Raw genomic sequence first — 691 nt, forward strand, 5'->3', positions numbered from 1 at the left:
AGATTTTACCGCTGGCTCGTCAAACGACGGGCGCGTTCAAGGCGACGACCGCTGAGCCCATCCCGCCGTGTTGTAACCGACGAAATGGGCCACGATGATCTCCGGGCGGCGAAAGACGAGCATCTCAGCCTCGTGCGATGTCGAAGCCCGTTTCCTCGATGACCGTTTCCAGCGCGGCGCGCGGCACAGCCGCACCGTCCGTGGTGACGCGCACATCGCCCGTCTCGTGGCTGGCTTTGACATCCGTCACGCCGGGGATTTCGAGCAGTGCCTTTTCGAGGCGGCTCGAGCAGCCCCCGCAGGACATGCCTTCAACTTTGACATCAAGGGTCTCGCTCATTGTTTCATGCTCCTTGCCAATATGACCAGACCGAGATGGTGATCAATACGGTTGCAATCAACGTATGCCTCTGAGAGAGTGTCGCACCTGATCCGATTATTTCCCTGTAACCTCTATGGGACGACATGCCGAACCGCTGCACGCCTCTATGGATCGTGATGCTCGCTGCATTCTGCCTGATCCTGCGCGGGGCGTTCCCGGCGCAGGCGGCTAGCGCGCAGCTGACCGGTTGCGGCGAAATGCCGGTTCAAAGCACCCATGCGGGATGTGCGATGCATCATCCCAGCGTCACCATGAGTGGGGTGGGCCAGCCTGACGCAGCCACAAACGGCATGATGGGCAAGGCGGAAC

At 60.8% G+C, this 691-nt stretch carries 2 protein-coding genes; one reads left to right on the forward strand and one right to left on the reverse strand.

Annotation, left to right across the window (positions count from 1 at the left end):
• Nucleotides 1-124: 124 nt before the first annotated feature.
• Nucleotides 125-340: a heavy-metal-associated domain-containing protein gene (locus P792_RS25200; protein WP_023978077.1), complete on the reverse strand. Its 216-nt coding sequence runs from the start codon at nucleotides 338-340 to the stop codon at nucleotides 125-127.
• Nucleotides 341-498: 158 nt separating this feature from the next.
• Here P792_RS25200 and P792_RS37470 point away from each other — a divergent pair.
• Nucleotides 499-691: hypothetical protein (locus P792_RS37470; protein ID WP_161630823.1), on the forward strand; the 193-nt coding region annotated here is incomplete at its 3' end.

Origin of the sequence: Asaia sp. SF2.1 (assembly GCF_000505765.1) — a bacterium.
Lineage (GTDB): Bacteria > Pseudomonadota > Alphaproteobacteria > Acetobacterales > Acetobacteraceae > Asaia > Asaia bogorensis.